Origin of the sequence: Vibrio sp. A1-b2 (assembly GCF_021726015.1) — a bacterium.
Taxonomy (GTDB): domain Bacteria; phylum Pseudomonadota; class Gammaproteobacteria; order Enterobacterales; family Vibrionaceae; genus Vibrio; species Vibrio diazotrophicus.
Genome location: NZ_JAKKCI010000004.1, coordinates 155,520 through 178,799, shown reverse-complemented (window position 1 = coordinate 178,799; position 23,280 = coordinate 155,520). Strand labels below are relative to the sequence as shown.

General features: G+C 45.2%; 21 protein-coding genes. 12 read left to right on the top strand and 9 right to left on the bottom strand.

Annotated elements, in window-relative coordinates:
• The first annotated feature begins 242 nt into the window (after positions 1 to 242).
• On the top strand, positions 243 to 2,567 hold the full coding sequence (locus tag L3V23_RS10920) for a glycoside hydrolase family 9 protein (RefSeq protein WP_237292336.1): 2,325 nt from the start codon (positions 243 to 245) through the stop codon (positions 2,565 to 2,567).
• Positions 2,568 to 2,662: 95 nt separating this feature from the next.
• Here L3V23_RS10920 and L3V23_RS10915 read toward each other — a convergent pair whose 3' ends face one another.
• A complete protein-coding gene (locus L3V23_RS10915; protein ID WP_237292335.1) occupies positions 2,663 to 4,780 on the bottom strand; it encodes an alpha-galactosidase in 2,118 nt (705 codons plus the stop codon).
• A 381-nt stretch (positions 4,781 to 5,161) separates the two neighbouring features.
• Here L3V23_RS10915 and L3V23_RS10910 point away from each other — a divergent pair, with 381 nt between their 5' ends.
• The gene (locus tag L3V23_RS10910; RefSeq protein WP_042486231.1) at positions 5,162 to 6,166 is read left to right on the top strand and encodes a substrate-binding domain-containing protein; all 1,005 of its coding nucleotides are present in this window, start codon (positions 5,162 to 5,164) and stop codon (positions 6,164 to 6,166) included.
• Positions 6,167 to 6,187: 21 nt separating this feature from the next.
• Here the strand turns inward: L3V23_RS10910 and L3V23_RS10905 are convergent, their stop codons facing one another.
• Positions 6,188 to 6,487: a PTS transporter subunit EIIB gene (locus L3V23_RS10905; protein WP_042486233.1), complete on the bottom strand. Its 300-nt coding sequence runs from the start codon at positions 6,485 to 6,487 to the stop codon at positions 6,188 to 6,190.
• 308 nt (positions 6,488 to 6,795) lie between these two features.
• Between L3V23_RS10905 and rsxA the strand changes: the two genes are divergently transcribed.
• The 8 genes from rsxA to gloA all read left to right on the top strand — a co-directional run bounded on the left by rsxA (position 6,796) and on the right by gloA (position 13,897).
• Positions 6,796 to 7,377, top strand: a complete 582-nt coding sequence (gene rsxA / locus L3V23_RS10900) for an electron transport complex subunit RsxA (protein WP_042486237.1) — start codon at positions 6,796 to 6,798, stop codon at positions 7,375 to 7,377.
• On the top strand, positions 7,377 to 7,964 hold the full coding sequence (gene rsxB, locus L3V23_RS10895; protein ID WP_042486242.1) for an electron transport complex subunit RsxB: 588 nt from the start codon (positions 7,377 to 7,379) through the stop codon (positions 7,962 to 7,964). The genes rsxA and rsxB overlap by 1 nt, the downstream gene beginning before the upstream one ends.
• A gap of 8 nt (positions 7,965 to 7,972) precedes the next feature.
• The gene (gene rsxC, locus L3V23_RS10890) at positions 7,973 to 10,264 is read left to right on the top strand and encodes an electron transport complex subunit RsxC (RefSeq protein ID WP_237292334.1); all 2,292 of its coding nucleotides are present in this window, start codon (positions 7,973 to 7,975) and stop codon (positions 10,262 to 10,264) included.
• A complete protein-coding gene (rsxD, locus tag L3V23_RS10885) occupies positions 10,264 to 11,310 on the top strand; it encodes an electron transport complex subunit RsxD (RefSeq protein ID WP_237292333.1) in 1,047 nt (348 codons plus the stop codon). Before rsxC ends, rsxD begins: the two co-directional genes overlap by 1 nt.
• 9 nt (positions 11,311 to 11,319) lie before the next feature.
• Positions 11,320 to 11,949: an electron transport complex subunit RsxG gene (gene rsxG, locus L3V23_RS10880; protein WP_237292332.1), complete on the top strand. Its 630-nt coding sequence runs from the start codon at positions 11,320 to 11,322 to the stop codon at positions 11,947 to 11,949.
• Complete coding sequence (locus L3V23_RS10875) at positions 11,949 to 12,653, top strand: electron transport complex subunit E (RefSeq protein ID WP_102953779.1); 705 nt, start codon at positions 11,949 to 11,951, stop codon at positions 12,651 to 12,653. The genes rsxG and L3V23_RS10875 overlap by 1 nt, the downstream gene beginning before the upstream one ends.
• A 157-nt stretch (positions 12,654 to 12,810) precedes the next feature.
• Positions 12,811 to 13,446, top strand: coding sequence for an endonuclease III (gene nth, locus L3V23_RS10870; RefSeq protein WP_237292331.1), 636 nt, complete (start codon positions 12,811 to 12,813; stop codon positions 13,444 to 13,446).
• Positions 13,447 to 13,480: 34 nt separating this feature from the next.
• Entirely contained in the window at positions 13,481 to 13,897 is a 417-nt protein-coding gene (gene gloA, locus L3V23_RS10865) for a lactoylglutathione lyase (protein ID WP_237292330.1), read from the top strand.
• 82 nt (positions 13,898 to 13,979) lie between these two features.
• On the opposite strand, the gene L3V23_RS10860 is transcribed toward gloA, so the two are convergent.
• Positions 13,980 to 14,864 (bottom strand): OmpA family protein, encoded by an 885-nt coding sequence (locus L3V23_RS10860; RefSeq protein ID WP_102953776.1) that lies wholly within the window; start codon positions 14,862 to 14,864, stop codon positions 13,980 to 13,982.
• 258 nt (positions 14,865 to 15,122) lie between these two features.
• Here L3V23_RS10860 and rnt point away from each other — a divergent pair, with 258 nt between their 5' ends.
• A complete protein-coding gene (gene rnt, locus L3V23_RS10855) occupies positions 15,123 to 15,776 on the top strand; it encodes a ribonuclease T (protein ID WP_042486311.1) in 654 nt (217 codons plus the stop codon).
• A gap of 29 nt (positions 15,777 to 15,805) precedes the next feature.
• Positions 15,806 to 17,131 carry a Na+/H+ antiporter family protein gene (locus L3V23_RS10850; protein ID WP_237292329.1) on the top strand — a complete coding sequence of 442 codons (1,326 nt, stop codon included), beginning with the start codon at positions 15,806 to 15,808 and terminating at the stop codon, positions 17,129 to 17,131.
• A gap of 131 nt (positions 17,132 to 17,262) precedes the next feature.
• Here L3V23_RS10850 and purF read toward each other — a convergent pair whose 3' ends face one another.
• The 6 genes from purF to truA form a co-directional block, all read right to left on the bottom strand.
• Entirely contained in the window at positions 17,263 to 18,774 is a 1,512-nt protein-coding gene (purF, locus tag L3V23_RS10845; RefSeq protein ID WP_042486316.1) for an amidophosphoribosyltransferase, read from the bottom strand.
• A 35-nt stretch (positions 18,775 to 18,809) separates the two neighbouring features.
• Complete coding sequence (locus tag L3V23_RS10840; RefSeq protein WP_042486318.1) at positions 18,810 to 19,301, bottom strand: CvpA family protein; 492 nt, start codon at positions 19,299 to 19,301, stop codon at positions 18,810 to 18,812.
• 62 nt (positions 19,302 to 19,363) lie between these two features.
• On the bottom strand, positions 19,364 to 19,915 hold the full coding sequence (locus tag L3V23_RS10835) for an SPOR domain-containing protein (protein ID WP_102953775.1): 552 nt from the start codon (positions 19,913 to 19,915) through the stop codon (positions 19,364 to 19,366).
• Complete coding sequence (gene folC / locus L3V23_RS10830; protein ID WP_237292328.1) at positions 19,916 to 21,181, bottom strand: bifunctional tetrahydrofolate synthase/dihydrofolate synthase; 1,266 nt, start codon at positions 21,179 to 21,181, stop codon at positions 19,916 to 19,918.
• Positions 21,182 to 21,225: 44 nt separating this feature from the next.
• On the bottom strand, positions 21,226 to 22,152 hold the full coding sequence (gene accD / locus L3V23_RS10825; protein ID WP_042486327.1) for an acetyl-CoA carboxylase, carboxyltransferase subunit beta: 927 nt from the start codon (positions 22,150 to 22,152) through the stop codon (positions 21,226 to 21,228).
• Between the two features lie 209 nt (positions 22,153 to 22,361).
• On the bottom strand, positions 22,362 to 23,156 hold the full coding sequence (gene truA / locus L3V23_RS10820) for a tRNA pseudouridine(38-40) synthase TruA (protein ID WP_102962757.1): 795 nt from the start codon (positions 23,154 to 23,156) through the stop codon (positions 22,362 to 22,364).
• Positions 23,157 to 23,280 lie beyond the last annotated feature (124 nt).

Here is a 23,280-nt window from a genome sequence, read left to right as displayed (position 1 = left end):
ACAATTCCTTCTTCGTCATGAAATAGTTTCTTGGAGCTAGTAAAATTATTTAACTAGCAAACAAAATAAACATATCGTTGAAAACCATTGCCAAATACACATGAATGCCACTTGTAATATTCATAGACATGTCGTGTTATAAAAATCCAAATTTAAAAGCTAAAAATACATTTCTACCCCACAAGGGTTCACGACGAGAACAAAGATTTCTATTTGTATTGATAAAATTTCACGAGGTTAAAATGAATAAAAAACGGCTAGGTGTCGTTGCTATTGTTAGTTGTGGTTTTATTGGACTTAGTGGCTGTGCTGTTGAGAAAACTACGGCAAATAATACCAGCATGGGTCAAGAAGAGCTCATCACTAATGGCAACTTTTCACAGGGTACAGACGGTTGGTGGGCAGCAGGAGCTGATTTACAGGCTATCGATGAAATGGGCTGTATAACGTTTACCAAAAGGGGAAGTAACCCTTGGGATGTTATCCTTGGACAATCAGGACTGGCCTTGAAAAAGGGCGAAGACTACCATCTAAAATTTAGTGCGTTAGCGAAGCAGTCAATAAACGTCAAAGCGCTCGTACAACATAATGGCGCGCCATACACCAACCATTTTGTTAAGGATATTTATCTCAATCAAGAGTTGAAACCGTTTGAGTTTTCATTCAAGCCATCTGGTGATGACGATAGTGTGCAGTTTCAATTTCAAATGGGAACGGAAACACCAACAACAGTTTGCGTCAAAAATGTATCTTTAACCGGACCTCAATATGTTAAAGAAAGCGACCTTGCTAGCGTTAGAGTCAACCAAGTCGGCTACTTTGTCCGTGGCCCTAAACACGCAACGGTTGTTACTAAAGAAACATCACCTATGGATTGGAAGCTGTTAGACGCTGACAAGAAGCTAATCGCTAAAGGTCAGACGATTCCATTTGGCTTAAATAAAGCCTCTGGTGAACACGTTCAATTAATCGATTTCAGCAGCGTGCAAACTCCGACGAAGAAAGCGATCTTGGAAGTTGACGGGCACCAGAGCCATCCATTTGCCATTGATAACGCCATCTATAGCAATATGAAGTATGACGCGCTCTCTTTCTTCTATCAGCAACGAAGCGGTATTGATATTCTCCCTGAATTTGTTCAAAGAGCCGATCTCGCTCGCCCAGCTGGACACAAGCCAGAAGTCGTTACTTGTTTTAATAAAACCGATGCAAAGGGCAATCAGTGGCCAGGTTGTGACCTATCATTAGATGTCACTGGAGGCTGGTATGATGCGGGCGATCATGGGAAGTACGTAGTAAACGGTGGTATTTCATTGTGGACACTGACCAATTACTACGAAAGAGAAAAACTGGCCGCCCGTGCTAACGCTTTTGCGGATGGAAAAGCCAAACTTCCGGAAAACAAAAACAACTTCAACGATCTTCTCGATGAATCTCGCTGGATGATGGACTTCATGATGTCAATGCAAGCGCCTGAAAACAGCAAAGTTTCGGTTCCTGTTGGCGATCAATCCAACCAACTGGATCATTTGAAGCTAACGGAAATTGATGCCAGTGGTATGGCTTTTCATAAGGTCGCAGATGATGCTTGGACGGGAATGCCTTTACCTCCTCACAAAGATCCACGTGATCGCTTCCTGAGCTATCCAACAACCGCCGCTACACTTAATTTGGCTGCAACTGCCGCTCAATGTGCTCGAGTTTGGCAAGATCTGGATGCAAGCTACGCCAAGCGCTGCTTAACTTCTGCAGAAAAAGCATGGAAAGCGGCCAATCAGCATAAAAACGTGTATGCCTACGACAACTTTGTCGGCTCCGGTCCCTATGATGATACTCAGCTAGACGATGAGTTTTACTGGGCGGCAGCAGAATTATTTATCACAACAGGGAAAGAAGAGTACAAAAAGGCAGTTCTATCATCACCTTATTATCTCGTAACTCCGAAAGGAGATATTGAAGCGACCGGAGATCTCTACTGGCAAGGAGTGAGCGCTGCAGGAACTTTGTCTCTTGCGATTGTTCCAAATAGCTTACCGGAAAAAGAGATAGAAAAAGCGCGCGCTAACATTATCAAAACTGCGGATGCTTACTACCAGTCTATTGAGAGTGAAGGCTATCAAATTCCTTACAGCACAAAAGAGTACCCATGGGGTTCAAATTCAAACTTAATGAATCGCAGTATCTTCATGGGAGTTGCTTATGATTTCACCAAAGATCAAAAGTACGTAGATGGCATCATCAATGCGATGGACTACATCTTAGGACGTAACGCTTTGGACCAATCTTATGTTTCAGGCTACGGTAGCCGCCCACTTACCAATCCACATCACCGTTTTTGGGCACATTCCGCGGACAGCAATTCGCCGATAGTCGCTCCTGGTGTCATGTCTGGAGGTCCAAATTCAATCAACTTCAGTGACCCTGTTGCGGCGTCAATGAAGGGCAAGTGTATTGGGCAGACTTGTTGGAAAGATGATATTGGTGCGTGGACACTGAATGAAATTACGATTAACTGGAATGCTCCATTCTTTTGGGCTGCGAGCTTCTTAGACGAAACAGTTCAGTAATTAACGGTTCTGCAATCAAATAATCATTAAGTTAATAAGCCGAAAATAAATCCTATTTTCGGCTTATTTTATTTATCGATTATCAATAGAAATGTCTAACTCACGCGTTTCAGTTCAATCAAGATTGCGCTTTCTGCGTCAAGAATTGGCATGGTTAGGCCGACGTTCTGACACCACTCACCAGACATTTCACAACCAGATGCAGTCCATTCAGGTTGGCAAGCCACAATGTGGTTGAAGTTCTCCGGCTTATCAATCACTGATACTTGATAAGTTGATTCTGGGTCTAATCCGACAATACGAAGATGACCACTTAATGAATACGTTGGCATAGCGAGCTGAGAAACCAATACCACAGCTTGTGATTTGTCTTGCGATACCACCGCATGAATTTGATGCGCTTTATCCTCACTTGGAATCCGCCAAGTTGTTCCGCTGTGCAACAATGGGCGCAGCGCTTTGTGTAGCTTCACATAGTGTTCAAAACCTTGCTTCTCTTCTTTGCTCTCTTTTACCGGGTCTAGCTCAATACCCATATGACCAAACAGAGCCGTTAAGCCTCTGAATTCAATACTGTGGCGACGACGTGTACTGTGGCAATGGCTAGCACCGATATGACTCCCCATCACTTCAGGCGGGAAGAAATAGCTCATTCCTAGCTGAATGGTCTGACGCTCTAAAGCATCGTTGTTATCAGACGCCCAGAAACGATGAGTCCTTTTCAGTACCTCGTAATCAATACGGCCACCACCTGCTGCGCAGGATTCAATTTCCACATTCGGGTGCTTAGCGCGAACTTTATCCACCAGCTGGTAATAACGCTGCGTTTGCTTATGAGCCGCGGCCATTCCCCCATGAGCAGGCTGAACCACTTCCCTGTTCATATCCCATTTGATGTAAGCGATATTGTAAGTGGAAAGAAAATGATCTAATCGCTCAAACAGATAGTCAAAGGCCTCTTGGTTTTGCAGATCAATCACATACTGATTGCGTCCTGTAGGCTGCTCATACCCTTCCACAGCCAGCAACCAATCGGGATGCTGCCTGTAAAGGTCGGAATTTTTGTTGATCATTTCTGGTTCAAACCACAAACCAAATTCCATACCGAGTTGATTAACATGCTCAACAGCTGGAGCGAGGCCTTGAGGATATTTCCTTTCATCAAGGAACCAGTCACCCAGCGCAGCTTTATCGTCATTTCGACCTTTAAACCAACCGTCATCAATAATAAAGCGTTCGACACCCATGGCTGCCGCCTGAGTTGCCATTGACATAATGTATTCGGGATCGTGGTTGAAATAGATACCTTCCCACGTATTGAGGTGAATTGGGCGAGGCTTTGCTACAAACTCTTTCGGTAAAATACGATGACGTACATGAGCGTGGAACTGCTGACTCATGCCGTTCAGACCTTTATCGCTGTAGCTGGCATAAAGCCATGGCGATGTGACACTTTCTCCCTGCGCTAATGACACTTCACCAGCGAAATAAATCACTTCAGCTTGCACAAGACGACGACCATCGGCCTTAACATCCGCGCGCATGCGGTGGTTGCCGCTCCAAGCAAAATGAAAGCCCCACACATCACCCTGCAATTCATCAAAATGCTGCTGGCCTGCAATCAATGCCGGATAGTGTTCATGAGACGTGCGTCCGCGACGGTTTTCTTGCTGATAACCACCATGCATTAAAGGCTGGCGAGCAGTTTGAAACTCGTGAACCCAGCGGCCAAAAAATGTCATCAGTTCGTTGGCTCTAGTAGGTAAAGGTAAAGTATTGGCTAAGCGATTAACCTGATAAACACCCGCCTTTAAATTGGTTAAAGTATGACGGGTTTTCACCACGTCATCAGCGTCTAAACACAGTTCCGTCGTCAGCGACAAACCTGCCAGTTCATCAACACTTTCAATACGCACCCCGGTGTCAATTTCTACTATTTGCTGAACAACAAAGACCGGAGCCCAGTCCAAGCCGTCGCGATGCCCTTCGACACCCGGGCTACTGAAAACACCACGCCCCAATTCTGGGCTTAATGTCATTGAAACATCTTTGTCGAGGCGACCAAAAGGCACAGGACGATACAAACTCTTCCTATAGTTTTCCAAAGCACCTTGAACGGGTTTGCCCCAATAGAGAATCTCTGCAAACTCTCCGACCTCAACGATGATCTGGCTCTGTTTACCGGTTAAGTTAATTAATACTGGCTCCGTCACTGTCTGTTCCCTTCAAACCTTTTAATTTCCGATATCATAAGCAAAACTGAAAAACTTTCTGTGATTAAAGCCATAATCATGGAAACGTTTCCATGCATCTACAGGTTTCGCTATTTTTGTTAGAAAGTATGGAGTTTGAGAAATGCTGACCATAAACAAGCTTAAAAGCTTGAGCTTGCGCAGTAGTTAGGCTTTAAGCACTTGAGTTGTCTAAATAACCGATATTTAATGAGTGCCAGCTAAGGTCTTAGAACCTGAAAACATTTTCACAAACAGTAGAATCATGTTCAGAGAGCCGCTGAAATCACTTAAGCAAAACAACTTAAGCTTGTATGGCATAAGTACTAAACGTTCTCTTAGAAACCTAAGGTAAATATCACTATGGCGACCATAAAAGACGTTGCACGGGAAGCGGGTGTATCCATCGCGACCACTTCACGCGTCATTAATAACGCCCCGCACACCAGCGAAACCGCCATCATTGCGGTTAAAGCCGCAATGGAAAAGCTGGGCTATCGCCCGAATGCAAATGCTCGCGCACTGGTAAGCAAATCTTCCAATGCCATTGGCGTTTTGGTCAGTGATGTGTCTGCGCCTTTTTTTGGCATCATGGTGAAAGCAATTGATACCATCGCCAGTGAACAGGAAAAGCAACTACTGGTTGGTAGCGGCTATCATGATGCAGAAAAAGAGCGTAACGCTATCAATCTGTTAATTAACAGCCGCTGTGAATCGCTTGTGCTGCATAGCAAAGGCATGAGCGATCAGGAGCTGACAAAACTTGCGAAAGAAGTACCCGGTATGGTGCTGATCAACCGTGTTGTGCCTGACATCGCTTCGCGCTGTATCGCATTAGATAACCGTAAAGGGGCTTATATCGCTACAGAGTATCTGATTAAAAATGGGCATAAACACATTGGTTATATTGCCTCTAGCCATAATATTGATGATGCCCACGACCGACTAGCAGGTTACTTTGATGCACTGCGCGATTACGGTATAGAAGCGAGAGATGAGTATGTGGAGTACGGTGAGCCCGACGAGCTTGGCGGCGAGCAGGCAATGGTCAACCTGATGGCAAAAAATACCGACATTACTGCGGTCTCTACCTATAACGACTATATGGCGGCAGGTTGTTTGGTGCTGCTTCAAGAAAATGGCATTCGTATTCCTGAAGAGATGTCCGTAATTGGGTTTGATGACGGACACATGGCTCGCTTTGTTTACCCGCGTCTCACCACTATTCGTTATCCCATTCAATTAATGGCAAACGAAGCGGTGAAACTTTCTTTGCAACTGGCAAATAATGAGAACGTAGAACGCTCAGAGTGCAAACTGTTTATGCCGACCTTAGTTCGTCGTTCCTCAGTAGGCAGAGCGCAATAAGCTCTGCCCTATCAGGTTTATCTAAAGTGCTTGAAGGCGAGCATCTATCTCTTGAGCATAGTTGTTCGCCTTTACTCCATAGATAATTTGCACGTTGCTTTTGTCCAGCAGAACGACACCAAAAGCTCCGTTGCATTTTAAGTAGTCAACATCAACCAGAGCGGAATCATTAAGTTGCAATCTTAATCTAGTCGCACACGCCCCCGAATGGACGATGTTCTCTAGTCCGCCTACAGCTTTTACGATGCCGTCAGTTTCCTGACCAATGTTCGGGTTTACTCTGACTAAAAAATTAAAAAACTGACGAATTTTATCAATCATAAAAACCTGCCGATAAATAAGATGATTTGCAGTAAATACAATAAATAACCCTACACTGTAAGTACATGAACCTAAATTACACCTTAGTCACACATACAGAACAATCAGTGTTTTCTGAACATGTTGTCATGCAATACATAGGAACATCATAACTGAGAGTTCTACGCGAATTCGGGCTACGAGTTCAATCTAGCGTGTAAAGTTTAAACTTTTTTTATTCTTAAATTGAAAACCTTATCTTTGGTTGGTTGTTATTGACTACGCAAAGCAGGATAATACCGAGATCGGAACGAAGACATTATATAATTATGACCGAATATCTTTTGTTGTTAGTCGGCACTGTGCTGGTGAACAACTTTGTACTGGTAAAGTTTTTGGGCTTGTGTCCTTTCATGGGCGTATCCAAAAAGTTAGAGACTGCAATTGGCATGGGGTTAGCGACAACGTTCGTTTTAACCTTGGCTTCCGTATGTTCGTATCTTGTAGAAAGTTACATCCTTAAACCATTGGGTATTGAATACTTACGCACCATGAGTTTTATCCTCGTGATTGCGGTGGTGGTTCAATTTACCGAAATGGTGGTGCACAAAACCAGCCCGACACTCTATCGTTTGTTAGGTATCTTCCTGCCTCTCATCACCACTAACTGTGCAGTTTTAGGTGTGGCATTACTTAACATCAACGAAAACCATAATTTCATACAGTCGATCATCTACGGCTTCGGCGCTGCTGTGGGCTTTTCACTGGTATTGATCCTGTTTGCATCAATGCGTGAGCGTATTCATGTAGCAGATGTACCGGCACCATTCAAAGGCGCATCTATCGCCATGATCACGGCTGGTTTGATGTCGCTTGCCTTTATGGGCTTTACCGGATTGGTGAAGTTGTAATGAGTACGATATTAATTGCAGTATTAGCTATCGCGGTACTTGCTGCCGTTTTTGGCGCTATTTTGGGCTTTGCCTCCATCCGCTTCAAAGTTGAAGCCGATCCTATCGTTGACCAAATTGATGCTATTTTGCCACAAACCCAATGCGGTCAATGTGGCTACCCAGGCTGTCGTCCTTACGCAGAAGCGATTGCCAATGGTGACCAAATCAATAAATGCCCTCCGGGCGGTCAGCAAACGATCGAAAAATTAGCCGACTTAATGGGCGTTGACGTTCAAGAGTCCGCACACGATCTCGATAGCAAAGTCAAAACCGTTGCTTTTATTCATGAAGATATGTGTATCGGATGCACCAAGTGTATTCAGGCTTGCCCTGTTGACGCGATTGTTGGCGGTACCAAAGCACTTCATACCGTAATTAAAGATGAGTGTACGGGTTGCGATCTCTGTGTTGCTCCGTGCCCTACAGACTGTATTGAAATGATCCCTGTTGCAACAACCACTGAGACTTGGAAATGGCAGCTAAATGCGATTCCTGTGGTTGATGTTACAAACGCTGCAACCACTCAGCAAAACAGCGGGGATTAAGGATTCATATGTTGTCATTAATCGAACAAATCAGAACGGGTAGCCTGTGGACATTTCCGGGCGGCATTCACCCACCAGAAAACAAACAACAATCGAATCAATCCGCTATAGCTCAGGCTAGTATTCCAAGTGAACTTGTACTGCCTCTTAAGCAGCACATCGGTAAGCCGGGCGATCTACTGGTCAGTGTTGGCGACAGCGTTAAAAAAGGTCAGGCATTAACCCAATATACCTCGACATTTATGTTGCCCATTCATGCTCCAACATCTGGCATTGTAAAAGCGATCGAACCGAGAACAACAGCGCACCCTTCCGGTCTTGCTGAATTGTGCGTCGTTATTGAAACTGACGGAAAAGATGAGTGGATTGAGAAGGCAAGCATTGAAGATTTTACTCAATACTCACCTGATGAGCTGATTGAAATCATCCGCCAAGCGGGTGTTTCAGGCATGGGCGGTGCCGGCTTCCCGACAGCAAAGAAAATTCAATCAGGTTTGTCACGCACTGACATTCTGATCATTAATGCTGCTGAGTGTGAACCTTACATTACCGCTGACGATGTTCTTATGAGAGAAAACGCTCAAGAGATCATTCAAGGCATCAGCATTGTCGAACACATTCTAAAACCAAAACTGACCATTATTGGTATTGAAGATAACAAACCGAAAGCGATTGAAGCGCTGCAAAATGCGGCGTTGAATAAAGACATAGTTATTCGTGTTATTCCAACCAAATACCCGTCAGGTGGTGAAAAGCAGCTGATCAAGCTCTTAACCAATCTTGAAGTACCCAACGGTCAAATCCCTGCTGATATAGGTTTGATGGTGCAGAACGTCGGTTCTATGCAAGCCATCAAACGAGCCGTTGTCGATGGCGAACCGCTAATTCGCCGTGTCGTTACACTCACTGGTAACAGTTTTAAAAAGCCGAAGAATGTCTGGGCTTTGCTTGGCACGCCCGTTCAGGCACTGCTTGATGAGTTTGGCTATCAGGCTGATAAAAAGCTTCCGCGTCTGATCATGGGCGGCCCAATGATGGGCTTTACCCTGCCGCATGCCAATGTGCCAGTGACCAAAACATCCAACTGTATTCTCGCTCCGACGCGTCAGGAAATTGCTCCACAAGCCTATGAGATGGCGTGTATTCGTTGTGGTCAATGTGCTGAAGTATGCCCTGCATCCCTTCTCCCACAGCAGCTTCAATGGCATGCAAAAGCAGAAGAATTCGACAAGTGTGAAGAACTGCACTTAAAAGATTGTATTGAATGCGGCGCATGTGCGTACGTCTGCCCTAGTGAAATTCCACTGGTTCAATACTATCGCCAAGCCAAAGCAGAAATCCGTATTCGCAAGCAGGAATCTGAAGCGGCTGAGCGCGCAAAAATTCGCTTCGAAGAGAAAAAAGAGCGTATGGAACGCGATAAAGCGGAAAGAGAAAATCGCTTTAAAGCAGCAGCAGAAAACCGTCGTCAAGAAATGACCACCAGCGATGGTGAAAACGCGATTGCTGCTGCCATTGCGCGCGTGAAAGCACAAAAAGAACAAGCAACAGCGACGTCCGATTCGGCGGTTAAACCAGCCGTTGCCGCCGCTATTGCCAAAGCGAAAGCAAAACAAGCAGAAGCAGCAAAAACAGGCGCAGCTGAACCTGATAACGCTGAGATGATCAAACTGCGGGAAGAGCGCAAGCGTCAGGCTCGTGAACGTAAGTTAGAAAAAGAGCAACAAACCGACACATCTGAAGCACCAGCTAACGATAAAAAAGCAGCCGTCGCTGAGGCTATTGCCCGAGCTAAAGCGCGCAAAGCGCAGCAAGAATCCGCGCCTGCTGAAGAAAAAGCTCAAGCTGAAACAGAAACTTCAGAAGACCCGAAAAAAGCAGCAGTTGCAGCAGCGATTGCCCGTGCCAAAGCTCGTAAAGCGCAGCAAGAATCCGCACCTGCAGAAGAAGAAACTCAAGCTGAAACTGAAACTTCTGACGATCCGAAAAAAGCAGCAGTTGCAGCAGCTATCGCCCGAGCCAAAGCTCGCAAAGCGCAGCAAGAATCCGCGCCTGCTGAAGAAGAAACTCAGGCTGAAGCTGAAACGTCTGGAGATCCGAAAAAAGCAGCAGTTGCAGCAGCGATTGCTCGTGCCAAAGCTCGTAAAGCGCAGCAAGAATCCGCACCTGCGGAAGAAAAAGCTCAAGCTGAAGCGGAAACGTCTAACGACCCGAAAAAAGCAGCGGTTGCAGCAGCTATCGCCCGAGCGAAGGCTCGTAAAGCAGAGCAACAAAACAAAAATACCGAGGAGAATAACTAGTGGCTTTCTTTATAGCTAGTTCCCCACATACTCATATTAAACGCAGCACTTCTGATTTAATGAAGTGGGTAGCGTTGTGCGCACTACCGGGCTTATTTGCCCAGACCTATTTCTTCGGTTTCGGTACCTTAATCCAGTTGGGATTTGCAGTTATTGTCGCGCTGTCATTTGAAGCGGCAGTGATGAAGCTACGTAAACGCCCTGCTCATCTTGCATTAAGAGACCACAGTGCCATTGTCACCGCTTGGTTATTGGCCGTTGCCATTCCACCAATGTCACCTTGGTGGATTGTGGTTATCGGTCTTATCTTCGCTATTTTGATTGCAAAACATCTTTACGGTGGGCTTGGTCAAAACCCGTTTAACCCAGCAATGGTAGCCTACGTGGTTTTGCTTATTTCCTTCCCTGTTCAGATGACAAGCTGGATAGCGCCACATCAGCTAGGTGCAGATGGCATCTCTTTTAGTGACTCGTTTTCTCTGATCTTTACTGGTTTCGACTCCGACGGTTTATCGCTGCAGCAAGTTCGAACTGGTATTGACGGAATGACGATGGCGACACCATTGGACTCAGTGAAAACTTCGCTCAAAGCAGGTCACACTTTATCTGAAGTAATGTCTCAGCCTCAGTTCGGTTCTTTAGCTGGCATTGGTTGGGAATGGGTCAATCTTGCCTATTTGACTGGTGGACTTGTTCTTCTGAGACTAAGAGTCATCAACTGGCATATCCCTGTTGCTTTTATCGCGAGCTTGTTGGTGATGAGCACATTAGCGACCCTGTTCGCACCGGGTACAACCGCCTCACCATTAGTTCATCTGTTGTCTGGTGCAACCATGTTGGGCGCGTTTTTCATTGCAACAGATCCGGTTACGGCCTCTACCACAGTGAAAGGACGTTTAGTGTTTGGCGCATTCATCGGTGCTATGGTGTTTATCATTCGCAGTTGGGGTGGTTTCCCTGACGGTGTGGCATTTGCTGTTTTGCTTGCTAACATGTGCGTACCGTTAATCGACTACTACACTAAACCTCGTACTTACGGGCACTAAGGAGCAATTATGCTAACCGCAATTAGAAAAAACGGTCTCATCCTTGCTACTTTTGCCTGCTTATCGACAGGTGTCGTAGCACTGACTCATCAACTGACTGAATCGCAAATCAAGAAGCAAGAGAAGATTCAGTTGTTGTCGATCTTAAACCAAGTGATTCCTAAAAAGCTGCACGATAACGAACTGTCACAATCGTGCATCTTGATTAATGACCCAGCACTTGGCACAGATAATTCAATGCCAGCCTATGTGGCGACACTGAACGACCAGCCTAGTGCAATAGCGATCGAAGCTATTGCTCCCGATGGTTATAACGGTGCGATTAAAGTCATTGTCGGCATTAAAAATGATGGCACGATTACTGGTACCCGAGTTCTGGCACATAACGAAACTCCGGGGCTGGGTGACAAAATTGACCTTAGAATCACTGACTGGATACTCAACTTTACAGGTAAATCTGTAACAGCAGACAACGAGGAACAGTGGAAAGTCCGTAAAGATGGCGGACAATTTGATCAGTTTACCGGTGCAACGATTACTCCACGAGCTGTGGTGAAAGCAGTGAAGAACGCCGTGACTTACGTGAATCAAAATCGTGAAGCACTGGCGAAACAAACCTATAACTGCGGAGATCAGTAATGAACAATGAACATAAAGCATTGATGAAAAACGGCATGTGGGAAAACAACCCCGCCTTAGTACAGTTGCTTGGTTTGTGCCCACTACTTGCTGTTTCTTCTACCGTAACCAACGCACTTGGTTTAGGCATCGCAACCTTACTGGTTTTAGTCGGTTCCAACGTGACCGTATCATTGGTTCGTGATTACGTACCTAAAGAAGTGCGTATTCCAGTATTCGTGATGATCATTGCGTCGTTGGTAACCTGCGTGCAACTGCTGATGAATGCTTACGCTTACGGGTTGTATCTGTCACTCGGCATATTCATCCCTCTCATCGTGACTAACTGTATTATCATCGGTCGCGCAGAAGCTTTTGCATCAAAAAATGATGTGCTGCCTTCCGCCCAAGATGGTTTGTGGATGGGGCTAGGCATGACTTCAGTACTGGTTGTTCTGGGTGCTATGCGAGAAATTATCGGTAACGGCACCTTGTTCGATGGCGCTGATCTGCTGCTGGGCGATTGGGCAAAGGTATTGAGAATTGAAATTTTCCATTTTGATAGCAGCTTCTTACTTGCTCTATTACCTCCGGGCGCGTTTTTCGGCGTGGGTCTGTTGATTGCTCTCAAAAATGTGATTGATAAGCAGCTTGCGGCGCGTCAGCCAAAACAAGAAAAACCAACTATCGAACGAGCACGAGTCACCAACGTATCGTCCTCATGAAAAACTATACTCAAACTACTTGGTGTTGCAGGTAGGCGGCAAGTGAGTGAATCCCCATGAGCATAGATAAACTATGTAATTGGGGTGAGCGAACGTAGCCAACACCGCTGCGACATCAAGTAGGAAGAGTATAAAAGACTGGAAACAGCGCAGAGCAATGAATAAAGATAAAAGAAGACAAATTCTCGAGCGACTGAGAGAAAACAATCCAAAGCCGGAAACGGAGCTCAACTGGAATTCACCATTCGAACTGCTCATCGCCGTTCTGTTGTCCGCTCAAGCGACAGATGTGAGTGTGAATAAAGCGACGGACAAGTTGTATGCCGTCGCCAATACACCCCAAGCCATCTTTGATTTGGGCGTTGATGGCGTTAAAGAGTACATCAAGACCATAGGTCTGTTTAACTCGAAAGCAGAGAACGTGATTAAAACTTGCCGTATTTTGCTTGATAAGCACAACGGTGAAGTTCCCGAAAACAGAGAAGCACTGGAAGCGTTACCCGGTGTAGGCCGAAAAACAGCAAACGTCGTTTTAAATACGGCATTTGGCTGGCCAACCATCGCTGTGGACACCCACATTTATCGAGTGTCCAATCGCACCAAATTTGCAATGGGAAAAACTGTCGATGATGTCGAACAGAAACTACTGAAAGTCGTTCCCGCAGAATTCAAATTAGACGTTCACCACTGGTTGATTTTGCATGGTCGATACACCTGTATCGCACGCAACCCTCGCTGTGGGAGCTGCATAATTGAAGACCTGTGTGAGTTCGCTTCGAAAACAGAACTGTAAATATAAAATTTACCCGGAAAGCTAGGAGTCCAAAATGTCAAACAACCGTGTTCTACATACCATGCTACGCGTAGGTGATTTAGACAAGTCTATCAAGTTCTACACCAACGTAATGGGTATGAAGTTACTACGTAAAAGCGAAAATGCTGAGTACAAATATACTCTAGCCTTCGTTGGTTATGGTGATGAGTCACAAGGCGCCGTTATTGAGCTCACTTATAACTGGGGTGTAGAAGAATACGACCTAGGTAAAGGTTTCGGTCACATCGCTATCGGCGTAGACGACATCTACGCAACTTGTGATGCAATTAAAGCGGTTGGCGGCAATGTTACTCGCGAGCCAGGTCCAGTAAAAGGCGGTACAACACACATCGCTTTTGTGAAAGACCCAGATGGCTACATGATTGAACTTATCCAAAACCGCCAAGCAAGTGCAGGCCTAGAAGGTTAAACCTTCTTTTAAACTGACGATAAACAAAAACACCGCCAGATGGCGGTGTTTTTGTTTATCTCTTTAAAGCGACAGTTCAGTACTAAACTTGCGTACGACCGAGTGAAATCACCACACGGCGGTTCTTATCTTTGCCTATTGGCGATTCGTTGTCGGCAATTGGACGACGTTTACCAAAGCCCTGCACCTGAATTCTGTCTTCAGGCAAACCGAGTGACTTAAAGTAATTGCGCAGTCTTTCCGAGCGTTTCTCCGACAGGCTTTGGCTCTCGTTTTTGCTGTCTGCAGAGTCTGTATAAGCCGCTACCAACACTAGGTCGATATCTTTGTTATAACGAATGTATTCGGCAATCTGTTCTAAACGCTTTTGAGACGCTTTGTTCAGATCGACACTGTTACCGCGGTCGTAATGAAGAATCGTGAACGAGATATCTTCGAAACTGTATGGCAGTAAATTGGCAATACAGTCACTGAATACGTTGTATTGAGCTTGGAATAATACTGAAGAGAGCGCCACTTCAATGCGTTGATCACGGCTTTGCCAATCCTGATAACTGAATGTCGGATAACGGCCTTTTTCCAGTTCACTTAATAGTGTCCATGCCGATTGGCCACCAATATAACCATCAAACTGTTTAAAGAACTGAATATTAGTGATGCGGTCAGCGCTTTCACCCGGTCTCCATGCTGGCGGCATTGAAACTAGGCTTACGTTACGTGTGTCCCCCATCGGGCGGCGCATTTTCAGTTCAAAGTCCAAATTCATTTTCTTACTGGCACGCGCAGAAAACTCCGCATCGCCGTAATTGGGGATAGGATGAACAAGCCGACACTCGAGTGGTGTGTTCGCCACCATCTGCCAAGTGGACTGCTGTGGCGTTGCCACATAACGCTTTTCTAGTGCCGAAGCGGCAACAGGCGTCAATAGAGTGGCAGCGGCTAAACTTGTCACAAGCCATTTATTCATAAGGACTTTTATCTCTTAATACTGCATGTCATCGTGGCGACACATTGCCACCAACGTAAATCTGAACAGAGTAATGCAAAAATCTCGCCAGCTTACCCCTAACTCTTTAATCTCAAATCGATTGAGAACCGATAATTAAGCCTAAATTGATACCACCGAATAGTGGACCAATTAATTCCTTCTAAATAGAGTGCTCAGGTTTTTCTTATAGTCATAACATGCAATAATGCCGCCCTTGTCACAATAACTAGAGCCAGCATGACTGATTTAAAAGAAGCAAAGACATTAAAAGAGCGTTTCCGTGGTTATTTTCCTGTCGTAATTGACGTTGAAACCGCTGGATTCAATGCCCAAACCGATGCTTTATTAGAGATTTGCGCAGTGACTTTGCGTATGGACGAAAACGGCGATTTGCAACCTGCTTCTACCATTCACTTTCATGTTGAGCCTTTTGAAGGTGCCAATCTAGAAAAAGCGGCACTCGAGTTCACTGGCATCTATGACCCATTTAGCCCACTTCGTGGCGCAGTGTCTGAAGATCATGCGCTAAAAGAGATCTACAAGCTGGTTCGTAAAGAGCAGAAAGACTCTGATTGCAGCCGAGCGATCATCGTCGCGCACAACGCCAACTTCGATCATAGCTTTGTTATGGCAGCAAGCGAGCGCAGTAAACTTAAACGCGTTCCTTTCCATCCCTTTGCCACTTTTGATACCGCTACGTTAAGTGGTCTTGCTTACGGACAGACGGTACTCGCCAAAGCGTGTAAAGCAGCTGGAATGGAATTTGACAATCGTGAAGCACACTCAGCGCTTTACGATACACAAAAAACTGCAGAGCTGTTCTGCGGAATCGTCAACAAATGGAAAGCTCTTGGTGGCTGGCCTGCTGTTGATAACCAAGAAAACAACTAAAACCAAACACGACTTGAATTGAGAATTATATGAATCCTGTAGTCATTTCCGTTTGCGTCATGCTGCTTCTAGCACTGATGCGCGTAAACGTTGTGGTTGCCCTAACCTTCAGCGCCATTGTTGGCGGTTTAGTGGCAGGTATGAGCTTAAATGATACTGTAGCAGCTTTCGAAAGCGGCCTTGGTGGTGGTGCGACTATCGCACTTAGCTACGCAATGCTGGGGACGTTTGCTGTTGCGATTTCTAAATCTGGTATCACTGACCTGTTAGCCCAGAGCGTGATCAAACGTATACATGGCAAAGAGCATGGTGCGGCAACAACCGGATTGAAATACGCTGTTCTGATTGCTTTGCTGTTGATGGCCGTCTCTTCACAAAACGTCATTCCGGTACACATTGCATTTATCCCAATTTTAATTCCGCCTCTATTAGGCGTATTTGCAAAACTCAAGCTAGACCGTCGCTTAGTAGCCTGTGTTCTTACCTTTGGTCTGATCACTCCTTACATGGTGCTACCTGTGGGTTTTGGCGGTATTTTCCTCAACAACATTCTGCTTAAGAACCTACGTGAAAACGGCCTGGAAAACATCACAGCGAGTCAGGTACCTATGGCGATGTTACTACCTGCTATTGGTATGATTGCTGGTCTATTGATTGCGGTATTTTTCACCTACCGCAAACCGCGTGAGTATCAAGAAACAGAGCTGACTGTTGTTCATCATCAAGCGAACGAAATCGACAAGAAACACGTTGGCATTGCTGCTGTCGGTATCGTGGTTGCACTAGCGGTTCAACTTGCAACAGGTTCAATGATCATCGGTGCATTAGCGGGCTTTATGGTGTTTACTTTCGGCGGTGTTATCGCATGGAAAGAGACGCACGATGTGTTCACCAAAGGTGTTCACATGATGGCAATGATCGGCTTTATCATGATTTCTGCAGCAGGCTTTGCCGCTGTAATGAAAAATACTGGCGGTGTTGAATCTCTTGTTAGCGCGTTATCAACCAGTATTGGTGACAACAAGCCTTTAGCAGCATTACTAATGCTTGTAGTGGGTTTGCTGGTGACTATGGGTATCGGTTCGTCTTTCTCAACCATTCCAATTATCGCGACCATCTATGTGCCTTTGTGTATCGCTTTTGGTTTTTCTCCGATGGCAACCGTAGCACTCGTTGGTACTGCTGCTGCATTGGGTGATGCTGGCTCACCAGCTTCTGATTCAACCTTAGGTCCAACCTCTGGTCTAAACGCCGATGGACAGCATGAGCACATTTGGGAAACCGTTGTACCGACCTTCCTCCACTACAACTTGCCGTTAGTTGCATTTGGTTGGATTGCGGCAATGGTGCTTTAACCGATTTGCTTTCAACTCCACATACTGAAATGGTGGGGTTGATAAAACGCAAGACATTAAAAAGGCTTCCCTCGGGAAGCCTTTTTGCTATTAACTGACTATCAACGTCAAAATGCTAACGGTAAAAGTAATTAAGCACCTTCGTTGTACAGTTCTAAACTTGCTAGATCCTGAATTTCACGTTGTGCCTTAACATCATCACCACGCATCGATTCTAGGTAGTCTAGGTATTGCTGGTCGATGTCACCTGTCACGTACTCACCGTTAAATACTGAAGCTTCAAATTTAGCGATATCAGGGTTACCTGCACGCACTGCATCTTCTAAATCTTCGAGAGTTTGGAAGATAAGTGCATCAGCACCGATTTGTTTACAGATATCTGCATTATCACGGCCGTGAGCAATCAACTCGTTTGCTGTTGGCATATCGATCCCATATACGTTCGGGAAACGAATCTCAGGCGCTGCTGATACCATGTAAACTTTCGCTGCACCAGAATCACGAGCCATTTCGATAATCTGCTCAGACGTCGTTCCACGCACGATTGAGTCATCAACAAGCAGTACATTCTTATCTTTAAATTCAGAACGGATAGCATTCAGTTTACGACGAACCGATTTCTTACGTAGCTGTTGACCCGGCATGATGAATGTACGGCCAACATAACGGTTTTTCACGAAACCTTGACGGTATGGTTTATCAATCGCTTGAGCGATTTGCAGCGCGATATCATTTGACGTTTCTGGAATTGGAATAACAACATCAATATCCAAGTCAGAAAACTCATTCTTAATACGCTCACCAAGACGTTTACCCATTTCAACGCGTGCGCTGTAAACAGAGATTTTATCGATGAATGAATCTGGACGAGCAAAATAAACAAACTCGAAAATACATGGAGTAAGACTTGGGCTATCAGCACACTGCTTAGTGAACAGCTCGCCTTCAAACGTTGCGTAGATAGCTTCACCCGGTGCAACATCACGTACAAAGTCAAAACCTACAGCATCAAGTGCTACCGATTCAGACGCAACCATGTACTCAGTACGACCATTCACTTCACGCTTACCAAGGCAAAGTGGACGAATGCCATGTGGGTCGCGGAACGCAATCATACCGTGACCAATGATCATAGCGGTTACTGCGTATGCGCCACGAATAGTGCGATGCACGTTTGCCACTGCACGGAAGACATCTTCAGAAGTAACATTACCTCTTACAGTATCAATCTCATGCGCCAATACGTTTAGCAGTACTTCAGAATCTGAAGTGGTATTGATATGACGACGATCTTTTTCGAATAACTTTTCACGTACAACATTCGCATTGGTTAGGTTGCCGTTATGAGCAAGCGTGATACCAAATGGAGAGTTTACGTAAAAAGGCTGAGCTTCAGATGCACTTGAGCTGCCTGCAGTTGGGTAACGAACGTGCCCAATACCCACAGAACCTTGAAGACGCTGCATGTGTTTGGCTTCAAAGACATCTTTTACTAAACCGTTCGCCTTGCGCAGACGAAAACGATTGCTATCTATGGTACAAATACCAGCGGCATCTTGGCCACGATGCTGCAATACCGTTAAAGCGTCATAAATAGACTGGTTTACAGGCGTTGTGCCCACGATTCCAACAATACCACACATGTCTTATTCCTCGATTTGCGTCAGTAACTGACGCGTTATATCGCGTCAGATAGAAAACTTGATGTTGCTTGTATGTGTTCGAAGAGAGGCGCAATCACACGGCTAAATTCCGGTACTAATTGCGAGCTCTTCCACCACTCTGAGCTTGGTAATGCAGTAAAGGTATCCACAAAAAACAGAGCTGCCGCTACGATTAGAACCCCACGTAATGCGCCAAATACAACGCCTAAGACTCTATCCGTACCTGATAAACCTGTTTTCTGAACCAATTGCGAAATCACATAATTCACAATCGCCCCCACCACTAAAGTTGCTACAAAAAGTGCAGCAATGGCGGCGCCGTTGCGAATCAAATCGTCTTTAATGTTGGTAAAGTACACCGCCAGTTTTGCGTAGTACTGTGAAGCAATAAAAAATGCACCACACCAGATAATTAATGACAAGGCTTCTTTCGCAAAGCCACGTACCAAACTGATCAAAGCTGACAAGCCGATCACACTTAAAATGACAATATCTAACCAATTCATGAGTTCTTACATCTTAAGTTGGCGCGCATTTTAACAGAAAAAAACGCGACGCAAACGTTTTCTTATGGGTTTAGTGGTTTAAATTTGAGCAATTGACCTTTTGAACCTGTAACTTTCTCTAATTCCAGTAGTTGTCTCTCAAGCTTACTTTTTGAGACATCAGGTCCGATGATCACTCTTGTAAAACCGTTTTCTTGTTTTGTGTGAGCTTGATAACCGCGTTTTTGTAAATCACTCACAACGTTTTTTGCGTTTTCTGCGTTCTTCAATGCCATCAACTGAATGATCCACGCGCTGTCTTGGTAGTCATTTTTCTCAGGTACTTCTTTGACGACGGTTTCCATCGGTTTATCGACTTTCGCGGAAGAGTTTGAAGACGGAGTCGTTTGTTCAGTGACAGAAACTGGAGACTCAGGTAAAGCAGCTTGATCTTCAACAGGCTCAAGTATTTCGAACTTTTCTACATCACTATTAAGCTCAGGCTTGATCGGAATGCTTGTGATCTCTTCTTGATAGTGCATTTTTTTGCCATCAAGAACATCAGGCAAAACGATGACACCTATCGCTACCAAAATAATAGTACCTACTAAACGGCTTTGAAATTTACTCGCCATTTACGCTCCTTTATTTTTCCAGTGCTCAAGCACTTCACCGACTGTGTGGAAAGACCCAGCAACGATTATGACATCACCATCCGTAACACTTGTCATCGCACTTTCAAATGCACTAACAGGGTTTGCATACTCAACCTGACCTTGTTCAAGGTGCTGGCACAGTTCACTCGCAGAAGCCGCTCTCGGGCCAGACAAAGAAGCTGGATACCAATGCTTGACCAGCGGTTTAAGCACATCAATGGTGGACTTAATATCTTTGTCATGCAGCATACCAAGCACCATATGTACGGTTTGCTCAGGGAACTGAGTACGAATCTGGCTAGCGAGATACTCTGCAGAATGAGGGTTATGAGCCACATCAAGCAATATTATTGGCTTATCGCTAATACGTTGCATGCGTCCCGCCAATTTCGCTTTGCGCAGACCTTCGACAATATTGACATCGCTGACTTCTAAACCTGAACATCCCAGAGCCATCAACGCCGTTGCGGCATTAGCAAGAGGAAGAGTTGGCACTGGCAGATCGGTGAGATCAAAAGGCCCGCTTCTCCACTGCCAAACCGTGTCTGACACTTTTTCATAATCAAACTGGATACCAACCTGATAGAAATCCGCACCAATATCATCGGCGTGAGCGGCAACTGTTGACGGAGGCTTAGGCTGACCACAAATAGCAGGCTTGCCTGAGCGGAAAATACCCGCTTTCTCAAAACCGATTACATTGATGTCGTCACCCAGCCAGTCAACATGATCGTTCGCTAAGCTGGTAATAACCGATACATCGTGATCAACCACGTTAGTCGCATCTAGACGACCACCAAGGCCGACCTCTAACAGCACAACATCGACTTTTTCAGTTAGGAAAATGCGAAGAGCCGCTAATGTTCCGAATTCAAAAAAACTTAGGCTGATCTCGCCACGCTGTTGTTCAATATAAGCAAAAGCTTCTGTGTGTCGTTCATCACGAGCATCAACGCCGTTAATACGTACACGTTCGTTGTAGCTGATAAGGTGAGGAGAACTGTAGACACCGACCGAATAACCAGCATCCAGAAGAATACTTTCCATTAACGCACAGGTAGAACCCTTGCCGTTGGTTCCGGCAACAGTGATAACGGTTGGAGCGGGTTTAGTGAGAGAGGCTTTGTTAGCCACCGCTTGAACGCGGTCTAAGCCCAAATCAATTGCAGAAGTATGAATATGGGTTAAATAATCAAGCCACATCGACAGTGGGGATGTGGCTTGAGGAATTGGGTTTTGTTTCATCTAACGTAGAACCATTGTTTTCTTTGGTTTAGTTAGCGCCTACTTTACCCTTTTTTCTTCGCTTCTGGTACTGAATATGCTTCCTCTTGTGGAGCATCGTTCACAGAAACTACGAGTGGAGATTTTTGGTTGGTCATCTTCGCTAGTAAGCCAGCAATGCGTTGACGCATTTCGCGGCGGTCTACGATCATATCAATCGCACCGTGCTCTAGCAGGAATTCACTGCGTTGGAAACCTTCTGGAAGATCTTCACGTACAGTTTGTTCGATAACGCGACGGCCAGCAAAACCGATCAGTGCTTTTGGCTCACCGATGTTGATATCACCCAGCATTGCAAGACTTGCAGAAACACCACCCATTGTTGGGTCAGTCATTACCGAAATGAACGGTAGACCTTTGTTTGACAAGCGCTCTAACGCCGCACTGGTTTTAGCCATTTGCATTAGAGACATCAAAGCCTCTTGCATACGAGCACCACCACTTGCAGAGAAACATACTAGACCACAGTTTCTTTCAATTGCAGATTCAACGGCACGAACAAAACGAGCACCTACAACCGAGCCCATAGAACCGCCCATGAATGAGAATTCAAAAGCACAAGCCACAAGTGGAATACCGTGCAGTTCACCATTCATAACGATAAGAGCGTCTTTCTCGCCGCTGCTCTTTTGTGCCGCTGCAAGACGTTCTTTATAACGCTTAGAATCTTTGAATTTCAGTTTATCTTGAGGCTCAAGCTCTTGTGCAATCTCTTGACGATTGTCTTCATCTAAGAATGTTTCAAGACGACGACGCGCTTTCATACGCATGTGATGATTACACTTAGGACAAACTTCGAGGTTGCGCTCAAGTTCTGCGTGGTAGAGTACCTGCTCACAAGATGTACACTTCGTCCAAACACCTTCAGGAATCGATGCTTTACGTGAAGTAACTATGTTGCTTTTTTCTAAAATCTTTTCAAGCCAACTCATAGAAGACCTTTTACTCTGTGCTCTCCCGCTCAATGCGAAAGATTTAAATTCGACAATAATGCGTGGGGATTAAAGCATAGAAAATGCCAACTGTAGACAAAAAACTGGTTGTACCTATTTCTTGCACCAGCCCCACACACCTAATTCTGCTCGTTTTGAATGCTAATCAACTGATAACTTTGAGCCAATTACTACACTTTAGTTCAACATTAGTTCAAATGATCAGGTAAAAATAGCGGCCCTAAAGGTGGTTGAGGTAAATCAAACTCTTGTGGGTAATCCACAGACACCAAATATAAGCCTTCCGCTTTTGCGGTTGCACCTGCCAATGTGCGATCTTTCGCTTCCAGTAACCACTGGATCCACTCTGGTTCCTTCTCACCACGACCAACAGCAATAAGGCTACCAGTAATGTTGCGAACCATGTGATGAACGAAAGCATTCGCTTTAATATCAATCACTACGTAACGTTCATGGCGGGTAACATTTAAGTGCATAATATTACGCCACGGACTACGTGACTGGCAATGAACAGCTCTAAATGACGTGAAATCATTCTCACCCAACAAATATTGACCAGCCTGATGCATTCTTTCTGCATCAAGTTCCCCGTGATAGTGACTCACACCAGAAGCCAATATACCCGGACGAAATTCATGGTTATAAATCACGTAGCGATAGCGACGTGCTGTTGCTGTGAAGCGAGCGTGAAATTCGTCAGGCACTTCTTTTGCCCAACGCACCGCGATATTCTTCGGTAAGTTCGCATTGGTTCCCATCGTCCAAGCAACCATTTTGCGTGTCGCTGTTGTATCAAAATGCACTACTTGCCCAGTGCCATGTACGCCAGCATCTGTGCGTCCTGCACACTGAACTTCAACAGGATGGTTGGCGACGACAGACAGAGCTTTCTCTAGCTCTTCTTGAACACTTGCGACTTCTCTTTGACGCTGCCAACCAAAGTAATGAGTACCGTCATACTCAATACCCAACGCTATTCTCATGGTGTATCACTCTTAAAAACTATAGGTCTAAAGACCTTGGGGCGGGCAGTATAATATCAATCGCTTAAGATTTCTAACCCGCAAAATGCTTACAACGGTAAGATCATACCTGCTATTTAAGATA

Bases quoted from the DNA above. Each gene is read 5' to 3' on its own strand.
- L3V23_RS10835 (WP_102953775.1), bottom strand. From the start codon at position 19,915: ATGGCGAGTAAATTTCAAAGCCGTTTAGTAGGTACTATTATTTTGGTA.
- accD (WP_042486327.1), bottom strand. From the start codon at position 22,152: ATGAGTTGGCTTGAAAAGATTTTAGAAAAAAGCAACATAGTTACTTCA.
- rsxA (WP_042486237.1), top strand. From the start codon at position 6,796: ATGACCGAATATCTTTTGTTGTTAGTCGGCACTGTGCTGGTGAACAAC.
- L3V23_RS10840 (WP_042486318.1), bottom strand. From the start codon at position 19,301: ATGAATTGGTTAGATATTGTCATTTTAAGTGTGATCGGCTTGTCAGCT.
- L3V23_RS10875 (WP_102953779.1), top strand. From the start codon at position 11,949: ATGAACAATGAACATAAAGCATTGATGAAAAACGGCATGTGGGAAAAC.
- rnt (WP_042486311.1), top strand. From the start codon at position 15,123: ATGACTGATTTAAAAGAAGCAAAGACATTAAAAGAGCGTTTCCGTGGT.
- L3V23_RS10905 (WP_042486233.1), bottom strand. From the start codon at position 6,487: ATGATTGATAAAATTCGTCAGTTTTTTAATTTTTTAGTCAGAGTAAAC.
- purF (WP_042486316.1), bottom strand. From the start codon at position 18,774: ATGTGTGGTATTGTTGGAATCGTGGGCACAACGCCTGTAAACCAGTCT.
- nth (WP_237292331.1), top strand. From the start codon at position 12,811: ATGAATAAAGATAAAAGAAGACAAATTCTCGAGCGACTGAGAGAAAAC.
- L3V23_RS10920 (WP_237292336.1), top strand. From the start codon at position 243: ATGAATAAAAAACGGCTAGGTGTCGTTGCTATTGTTAGTTGTGGTTTT.
- rsxG (WP_237292332.1), top strand. From the start codon at position 11,320: ATGCTAACCGCAATTAGAAAAAACGGTCTCATCCTTGCTACTTTTGCC.
- L3V23_RS10860 (WP_102953776.1), bottom strand. From the start codon at position 14,864: ATGAATAAATGGCTTGTGACAAGTTTAGCCGCTGCCACTCTATTGACG.
- rsxB (WP_042486242.1), top strand. From the start codon at position 7,377: ATGAGTACGATATTAATTGCAGTATTAGCTATCGCGGTACTTGCTGCC.
- gloA (WP_237292330.1), top strand. From the start codon at position 13,481: ATGTCAAACAACCGTGTTCTACATACCATGCTACGCGTAGGTGATTTA.
- folC (WP_237292328.1), bottom strand. From the start codon at position 21,181: ATGAAACAAAACCCAATTCCTCAAGCCACATCCCCACTGTCGATGTGG.
- truA (WP_102962757.1), bottom strand. From the start codon at position 23,156: ATGAGAATAGCGTTGGGTATTGAGTATGACGGTACTCATTACTTTGGT.
- rsxC (WP_237292334.1), top strand. From the start codon at position 7,973: ATGTTGTCATTAATCGAACAAATCAGAACGGGTAGCCTGTGGACATTT.
- L3V23_RS10910 (WP_042486231.1), top strand. From the start codon at position 5,162: ATGGCGACCATAAAAGACGTTGCACGGGAAGCGGGTGTATCCATCGCG.
- L3V23_RS10850 (WP_237292329.1), top strand. From the start codon at position 15,806: ATGAATCCTGTAGTCATTTCCGTTTGCGTCATGCTGCTTCTAGCACTG.